The following is a 9,150-nucleotide window of genomic DNA, read 5'->3' on the forward strand; positions in this document are numbered from 1 at the left end:
GAACTGGAATCTGTGAACTGTAAGTTTGGAGCAGAGGAGAATAGGAGCATAAAAGTACATGAGTACATGAGTACATGAGTACATGAACCTCCAAAGACCTTTCCTAAGCTAAACTTTTTTACCTTAAAAATCAACTCAATAGTTTTAATTTTTGCTCTCAACTTAAAAAATCTCTAGTCAACGAGAAAAATTTACGCTAATATAAAAAAGTATATTATTTGGTTTCAAGCTGTGGTGGCTTGTAACAACATCGCGTGGTTGCGGTGCTTAATTTCATTCCAATTTACTCATCTTAAATTAAATTGATAAACGATGTTAATTCTCGTTCTTCTAGTTTAACTAAGTAAAATTCAAGACAGTTACGTCAGCAACAAGAATTACTTAGCCAAGAAAAATTAGAGACAATAGCAGGGTTAAATCTGTTTTTTATTTTAATTTGTCTAGGTAGCTCACTACCTAATCTTTTACCGTGGAGATTTAAGGTCTTTACCGGTAGTTTTATCAAATCTTTATATTTTTTATTCCTTTTTAAATTTTTATTTTAGTCTGTATTAAATTCAAGCTTTGCTTTTGAGCTTTGTCTTCTTAGCTCTATTAAGTCTCTAGCTAATTGCTAATTCTATTTTGAATCTCTAGCTAACTGCTAATTTGATTTTAAACCTTTAGCTAATTGTGCATTCGATTTGAATTAAAATCTTGGCTTTATTTTGTCGCATGACTTTTACAAGTTATGAACTTGCAAGTTGTAATTCTGTAAATCAGTAATTCTGTAAATCAGTAAGCTTGTATAAGTTTTGAGCTTGTGACTGTAAGTTTTTGAGCTTGTGACTGTAAGTTTTTGAGCTTGTAAGTTTGGTTGCGATGGATTATTTGTCACCTGACTTCCAAGCTGGTAACTGCTGAGTTCTTACTTAGGTAAACTAGTTAACTTTTTGTCTGATTGTATTTTGGAGGTTAACTATGTTTTTCCGTAATATGCGTCTCGCGACTTTATCTTTAGCTTTAGTTTCAGTTTCATTAATGGCAACAACAGCAACTAATGTTCAAGCTGCGCCACCAGCAGGAACAGACCTAGCTAAAGAACAAACCATTAAACTCGCATTTCCATCATCACCAGATACTTTAGATCCAAATATGCTTAAATTTGGACCTGATTTTAAAACACTACGACCAGTATTTGATACGCTTACCCGTTTAAATAATCTTGGAGAATATGTACCTGTAGCTGCAGAGTCTTGGCAACAATCAGAAGACGGTTTAACTTGGATTTTTAAATTACGTCCTGAAGCAACTTGGCAAGATGGTAAACCTGTAACTGCTGCTGATTTTATCTACTCATGGCAACGCCTCACTAATCCAAAAACAGGCGCAGCTTACGGTGATTATTTAGTTCAAGCTAATATCGTAAATGCTAAAGAGATCTTTAGTGGTAAAAAAGCTCCTGAAGAACTTGGAGTACGTGCTCTTGATGATTACACCATTGAAGTAAAACTAACTGCGCCTGTAGCTTGGTTACCACAGATGTTCTCTGCAGTAATGACTGCTCCAGTTCGTCAAGACCTGATTGCGAAATATGGCGATGCTTGGACTAATCCAGCTAACCTTATAGGTAATGGACCGTACAAAGTTACTTACTATCGTGTAAACGATCGTATGGTGTACAGCAAATGGGATAAATATTGGGGTGCAAAAGATGTAACTCTAACCCAAGTAACTCATGAGTACCAAAAAGATCCAGTAGCTGCTTACTATCGTTACCTTGCGGGTGAATTTGCTTTAAGTGAAGTACCAGCGCAATACCGCGACGTAATTAACCAAGAACGTCCAAACGAAGTTTATAAAATTCCAGCAGGACGTACAGCTTACTTCTCATTTAACTTACAACGTATTCCAGATGAGCGTGTACGTTTAGCTTTAAGTTTACTAACTAATCGTCAGTTACTAACCGAGCAAATTATTCACTCAAATACACCTACTTCAGTATTTGGTTCTCCATACTTATCTGATCTCCAGGATGTAAAACAACAAGATTGGTTCTTCAACTCTCAAGAAGCGAATAACGCTCGTGCTAACGAGCTTTTAGAGCAAACGGGTTACTCAGCAACTAACCCTCTAGTTCTAACTCTAACCCAGAACGCAAGTCCAGAAAATAACAAAATCTACGTAGCTCTTGCAGATATCTGGCGTCGTGCAACTCACGGTACAGTTGTGTTAAAACAAGAGGCAGTTGAGTCAACAGCTTACTTTGACAAGTACAACCGTACTGACTACGATTTAATTATCGCGAGTTACGGCATGGATTACACCCAAGCCTCAACTCTGTACAATATCTTCCTCTCTGATAGCCCAATTAATAATAAAAAATGGTTATCTCCAGAGTATGACAAGTTAGTTTTAACTGCGAACTCAACCATCAACGACGCAGAGCGTGCAGCTTTATATGCGCAAGCTAACCAAGTTCTAGTTAATGGTTTACAAGCTGCTCCAGTTTGGTACGTTGAAACTTTACTGCTCAAAAAACCTAATCTGCAAGGTTACTACACAGGGTTAGGGGTAAACTACTACCGTGATATGTACTTAACTAAGTAATGAACAGTCACTAAGTAAAGTACGGTGACTAAGCACTTGCAAGGCAAGAGTAAGTTACAAAGAAAACTTACTTGCTTTGCAAGATAGAATTACTTTAAAAGAATACTTGTTTACTTTGTCAAGAAAGAAGGAGTTCAAACGAAAACTAGCTTGCTTTATTAAAGTACTTAAGCTTTTAAACGTTACTATTTTTTCAAGCCTTCTAGTTTTCTAGTTTTTAGCCTTTGCTTCTTTTAGATTTTCTTTCTTTTTATACATTTTACGATTTTCTCTCGATTAATGTTCAGGTTAATCGTAAAAATAGAAAGGACAAAACAGAATTGGTTACTTTGTTTTGTCCAATTTTAACCTAGTCTATATCCCAGTTGAGCTATTAGTGCAAGCTAATAGTATATAGTGCAAGCTAATAGCATATGGTAAATTGTGGGGTTAGACGTTTATAGTTCACGAATGTTTTATTGATTTAACACTTTTGTTTTCCGTTTTTCCGTGGAGATAAAAAATGTTTAAATCAACTTTAAAATCTATTGTTAATCCAACTACAAAATCATTTTCAAATTCATCTTTACTAGCAAAGTCTTGTTTAACTAAGTTAGCTTTACCTGCAACTTTGAAGTTGACTTTGCTAGCTAGTGCTTTTACCTTTGGTTTGGGAGCACAGGCAGTAAATATTCCGGAGGGAGTTGAGTTAGCTCAGAAGCAAACTCTGTCGTTTAATTTAAATACTTACCCTAATACTTTAGATCCAACCTATATGTACTATGGAGTTGAGTTCCAAACAGGACGACCAGTTTTTGATACTCTAGTGCGTTTGGATAACACAGGGAAGTATATTCCAGCAGCTGCAAGCTCATGGGAGCAATCAGCTGATGGTTTAACTTGGATCTTCCACTTACGCCAAGGTGCAACTTGGCAGGATGGTGTCCCTGTAAGAGCTCAAGACTTTGTCTATGCTTGGCAACGCCTCACTGATCCAAAAAACGCAGCTCACTATGGTGATTATCTTGCGGTAGCTAATGTAGTTAATGCCCGTGAAATCAATGAGGGCAAATTAGCTCCAACTACTCTCGGAGTAACAGCTATTGATGATAATACCTTAGAGATTAAACTTACCCAACCAACTGCTTGGTTACCTGAAATCCTCGGTTGGTTAAATACTGCCCCAGTACGCCAAGACTTAATTGAAAAGTATGGTGATGCTTGGACAAGACCTGAAAATATTGTCGGTAACGGTCCTTACAAGATTACAGCCGCGCAGGTTAATGACTACATGACTTATAGCAAATGGGATGGTTATTGGGACGCTGCTAATATTGTTATTACAGATATCCGTCATGAGTTTATTAATAATCCAACCATGGCTTACTTTAGATATCTTGAAGGTGAGTATTTAGTTGCAAATATTCCAACACAATTTAAAGAGAAGATGCGTCAAGAGCGTCCAGATGAGCTTACAAACATTACTACTTTAAATACTGCTTGGTTAACAGTAAATCCGAAGTATGTGCCTGATGTACGTGTTCGTCAAGCTCTATCTCTGCTCATTAACCGTGAAGTCATGACAAAAAATGTCATTGGCTCAAATAATCCAACTACTGCTGTAAGCCCAGCTGCTATTCGTGATGGACAAGAAGTTACTCAAGCTGACTATTTCTATCGTCCACAAGAAGTAAATAACGCAGAAGCGATTAAACTTCTTACTGAAGCAGGTTATTCAGCAACTAATCCGTTTAAGTTAGTTTACTTAACGCCAAGCGATTCTGAATCAATGAAACGCTTTGTTGCTCTCCAAGGTATGCTTAAACAAAACTCTCAAAGGATAGTACAACTTAGCCAAGAAGCACTTGAATCTAAAGTTTGGCAACAGCGTTATCGTTCAGGTGATTTCCAAGTACTGCAAGGAAGTTGGAGTGCAGACTTTGATCAAGCTTCAAGTTTTTACAACCTCTTTATTTCGCACTCACCATTTAACCAAGGAATGTATAGCAACCCAGAGTACGATAAGCTAGTAGAACTAGCTAATCGTGACTTAGACGCTAAACAACGAGCGCATTACTACGCCGAAGCTAACAAAGTTCTGCAAAGAGATCTCCCTGTTATTCCTCTTTGGAATGTACAAAACCAGATCCTAAAAAGTCCTACTCTAGGCGGATACTATACTGAAAACTTTATTCGCTACTACCGTGATATGTACATTATGACTACCCCTGTAGTTGCGAAAAAGTAAATAAAACTTAAAACTCAAAACTTAAAACTTTCTTAAGCTAGTTTGAAATTTAGCAAACTTAAACCACTGAAATCGAAATACGAAGTTCAAAATTTGAAACTAGAAATTCGACTCGAGAATCAGTTTTCTTTAACCAACTTAAACTCTTTACCAAAGAGTTAAGCAACCAAGTTTGCAAGTTTCAAACTAACCAAGTTAACAAGCTTCAAACTTCAAACCACAACCCAGTTTGCAAGCTTCAAACTAACCAAACTTCAAATAATTCAAGCAAACTTTTAATTAACCACACTTAAAACAATCTAACCACAAAGAACTATGCAACAGATTTCAACTTTCAAAATCGGCTTAACGCTTTTAGCGAGCCTACTTGCGACCACTAGCTGGGCAGAGTTACCAGCTGGTACTAAACTAGCTCCAGAGCAGAGCTTACGTTTAGCTTTTCCATCATCACCAGATACTTTAGATCCGAATATGCTTAAATATGGCGCAGATTTTAAAACACTGCGTCCAGTATTTGATACGCTAACGCGTTTAAACAACCAAGGGAAGTATGTACCGGTGGCAGCTCAATCTTGGAGTGTTAGCGAAGATGGTTTGACTTGGATTTTTAAACTGCGTCCTGAAGCTAAGTGGTGGGATGGTAAACCAGTTACGGCAAGTGACTTTGTTTACTCATGGCAACGTTTAACTGACCGCGCGACAGCTGCTCCTTTTGGCGACTACTTAGTAAATGCGAATGTTGTTAATGCTAAGGAGATTTTTAGAGGGGAGAAAGATAAAAGTGAATTGGGAGTAAAAGCTCTTGATGATTATACTTTGGAAATTAAGTTAACCTCTCCAGTAGCTTGGTTACCAGAAATGCTTTCTGCAGTGTTAACTGCACCCGTACGTCAGGATTTAATTGAGAAGTATGGTGATAAATGGACAGCAAAAGAAAACTTAGTGGGTAATGGACCTTACCAAATTAGCTCATACCAGTTTAATGAGCAAATGACTTATAGCAAATGGAATGACTATTGGGATGCTGCTAATGTGCACTTAACTAAGATCCAGCATGACTTTACCAAAGATACCAATATTTCCTACATGCGTTACTTAAGTGGAGAATATCTGGTGAGTGAAGTACCATCGCAGTACATCGATAAAATCGAAAAAGAGCACGCTAATGAAGTGCACAAGATTTTAGCAGGACGTACAGGTTACCTTGCTTTTAATCCATTTAGAGTTCCGGCAAAAGTACGTTTAGCTTTATCTTTACTAACAGACCGTGAACTGATTACTTCACAGGTTTTAAAAACCAATATCCCAACCTCATCATTTGCTTCTCCATACCTTGCAGACTTACAGGACGTAAAACAACAAGCATGGTTTGGTAGACCACAAGAGGAAAATAATGCCCAAGCGCGTCAATTACTTGCAGAGGCAGGTTATACTCCAGAGAACCCTCTGGTGATTACCCTAAGTCAGCCAATTAGTAATGAAAATAGCAAACTATACGTAGCTGTAGCTAACCTTTGGAAGACCGGTTCAAATGGTGCCGTAGTCCTTAAACAAGAAGCTCTTGAACCAGTTGCCCTTTACGCTAAGTACCCAAAACTTGACTACGATTTTATCTTTGCTGGCTATGGTATGGACTATACCCAAGCTTCAACTATGTACAACATTTTCTTGTCTGACAGTCCAATTAACAACAAACGTTGGCAAAACCCAGAGTATGATCGTCTCTTAGCAGAAGCTAACTCAACAATTGATGGGAATAAACGTGCAGAGCTTTATGCGCAAGCTAATGAGCTGTTAGTAACAGACAGTCCATTCCAACCTGTGTGGTATGTACAAAATACGATTATTAAGAAGCCACAGCTTCAAGGTTACTATACAGGTTTAGCCTTAACTTACTATCGTGACATGTACATAGTTGCAGAGTAGCTTGTTTATAGCTACTTAGATAGTAAGAAAGTAAGATAGTAAGGGAGCAAGAGAATAAGAATGTAACTTGGCTAGTGCAGTTTGCAGTTTGCAGTTTGCAGTTTGCAGTTTGCAGTTTGCAGTTTGCAGTTTGTAACTTGTAACTTGTAACTTGTAACTTGTAACTTGTAGTTCAGGCAAGAGATTTTTCTGCTAGATTAGGGGCAAAGAAGGACGGTTTTGTTGTTCAACTACTTCAGGAGGGAAATATTTTGAGTTTTTAGCTTGTATTTAAGATTTTTACCTCAATATTATAGAAAGATAAGCTATAATAAGATACTAAAAAAACATTAACATCTAATTTGCAAGCAAGCGAATTTAAAGACAAATTTACATTTACTATTTTGCAGTTATCTTGTAGATTTTAATCTACTAAACTCAAAGTAAAAGTAAGTTGTTTACTAGGCTTTGCTTGTAAATATAACTGAGGCTATCTTAGATATATAGAACAAGAATATGCAGAAAAATTTCCCTTGGACAATAGTCGTTTGTGGCTTTGTCGGCTTAATGATCTTTGGTGTTTTTGGGTTGGTTATTGGTATTTTGCTAGGGGTTTACCTAGAGAAAAAACAAAGAGATAATTCAGCTCAAAATATCGAGATTTATCAACGCCAAGTTGATAATCTTGCTGAAATTATTGGTTGTTTACTTCGTAAAACAGGCAACGCTACGCGTAGCGCAGTAAATGACGCAAAAACTCTTTTTGGTGAAGAGATCTCTAACTCTTACCCTTATGTTGATATCGTGCGTGCTTTAGAGCGTTTAGATACAGCTGCTAATGATTCATCAGTAGATGAAAACATTTCTATTGGTCATCTACGTAATACTATGATGATGACGCAAAGTCGTTCTGGTGTGTATTTCTTAACAGTAATTATCTATGTTTACTGTAATGCAGTACGTACTAGAGGTGATGATCGTTTATACAGCGCAATCTTTACAATTGGTTCTGCGTTAAACATTCCACCACAAATCACAGCTGTGTTATTAATGCGTGCTACTGATTACGGTAGAAACCAAAGCTCTTCACAAGATTCTTGGAGAGACGCGTTTACTGGTGGCGGTTACCAAGACAACTCTGGTTACGAGCGTCAACAACAAAACTCTTACCAAAACTACTATCGTGCTGATGCACAAAAAGAGTTACAAGCAGCTTATGATCTGCTTGGCGTAAGCTCAAATGTAACTAAAGAAGAGTTACGTAAAGCTAAACGTCGTTTACAAGCTAAGTGGCACCCAGATAAAGCTCCTGAAGGTAAAAAAGAGGAGTACAACGAAATGTCACAAAAAATTAATGCTGCAGCTGATTTAATCTCAGCATTTAAAGGCTTCTAATTTAAGTACAATTACATAAAAGTAAGGCTCCCACAGTTATTGCTGTGGGAGCTTTACTTTTATTCGTTTGTTGTAGTTTGCTTTGCGGTTTTGGCTTTGAGCTGTTCTTTGATTAAGCTTTGAGATTTGATTTTGGTGCTTGGAGGCTTTTGTTCTGCACTTCGAACAAATAAAAAAATCACCTTAGAGAAATTACCGGATCTATAGCAAATGAAGAAGAAAAAACTATAAATCTTTATGTAACAACCTAAAGTGATAGATCAATTAACCTTAGTAAAATGCGCAAATACATTTCTCTTCATTAAGGTTAGATTTTTAGACTATGTTTGGGAAAGTACTAATTTAAGTCAAAGACTTAACTGTATACGTTTAGTTTAAATAGTTTTGTAGCCAAAAACTATTTTAACACATCGCTATTGAACATACCATCACGCACTAAGCGTTCGATATCTTCTAAGTAGCTAGCTGCTTTTTTAACGTCTTTGGTTTGTGTTTTGCTGTATAAATTGTTTACGTGTTCCATATGGGTATCCTCTTTTGTTAGTTGTTAATAAACTAGCGACAGGATTGACGTCTAGCAGCACCAAATAAGCTTACTCATTTTAATTCCTTTTCAAAATACCCCTCGAGGTTAAGCTTTTGCAAAAGGAAATTAAAAGTAAATAAGTTAAAGTACTTACTAATAGCATAACACAAAAAAATGTTAAAATGAAAGACTTTTACGAAAAAATTTCAACAAGTAACTAATTGAAAATTAGAGTTAAACTTTGATATTTGTCTATGTGAAAAGTTGCTCTAAAATGAGCTAGAAGTTTACTTAAGTTTAGGGCAAAAAATGCTTTTTGGAGGGGGATAAAACTGTTGATCTGCTATCTTTTTAAGTTAGTGAGCTGAGAAGAAAGTTCAATAATTGTTGCTATTTGTTGAGTAAAAAGTAAGGGAAAGCATACAATTTAGATGGTTGGCTAAGTGGAATTTTTTCTTACTTGAGACACTAACTTTTATAGTAGGTTGTGTCATTAATTTCTTCAGTT

At 36.6% G+C, this 9,150-nt stretch carries 5 protein-coding genes; 4 read left to right on the forward strand and 1 reads right to left on the reverse strand.

Annotated features, from left to right (window positions below):
• The first annotated feature begins 960 nt into the window (after nt 1-960).
• The 4 genes from CKF54_RS04270 to CKF54_RS04285 all read left to right on the forward strand — a co-directional run bounded on the left by CKF54_RS04270 (nt 961) and on the right by CKF54_RS04285 (nt 8,116).
• Nucleotides 961-2,589 (forward strand): ABC transporter substrate-binding protein, encoded by a 1,629-nt coding sequence (locus tag CKF54_RS04270; RefSeq protein WP_119525105.1) that lies wholly within the window; start codon nt 961-963, stop codon nt 2,587-2,589.
• 502 nt (nt 2,590-3,091) lie between these two features.
• Nucleotides 3,092-4,816 (forward strand): ABC transporter substrate-binding protein, encoded by a 1,725-nt coding sequence (locus CKF54_RS04275; protein ID WP_119525107.1) that lies wholly within the window; start codon nt 3,092-3,094, stop codon nt 4,814-4,816.
• Between the two features lie 315 nt (nt 4,817-5,131).
• A complete protein-coding gene (locus tag CKF54_RS04280) occupies nt 5,132-6,742 on the forward strand; it encodes an ABC transporter substrate-binding protein (RefSeq protein WP_119525108.1) in 1,611 nt (536 codons plus the stop codon).
• Nucleotides 6,743-7,237: 495 nt separating this feature from the next.
• Entirely contained in the window at nt 7,238-8,116 is an 879-nt protein-coding gene (locus tag CKF54_RS04285; protein ID WP_119525110.1) for a DnaJ domain-containing protein, read from the forward strand.
• A 397-nt stretch (nt 8,117-8,513) separates the two neighbouring features.
• Here the strand turns inward: CKF54_RS04285 and CKF54_RS08265 are convergent, their stop codons facing one another.
• Entirely contained in the window at nt 8,514-8,639 is a 126-nt protein-coding gene (locus tag CKF54_RS08265) for a hypothetical protein (protein ID WP_262407812.1), read from the reverse strand.
• Between the last annotated feature and the right edge of the window lie 511 nt (nt 8,640-9,150).

Origin of the sequence: Psittacicella hinzii, assembly GCF_003585885.1 — a bacterium.
In the GTDB taxonomy this organism is placed as follows: Bacteria; Pseudomonadota; Gammaproteobacteria; order Enterobacterales; family Psittacicellaceae; genus Psittacicella.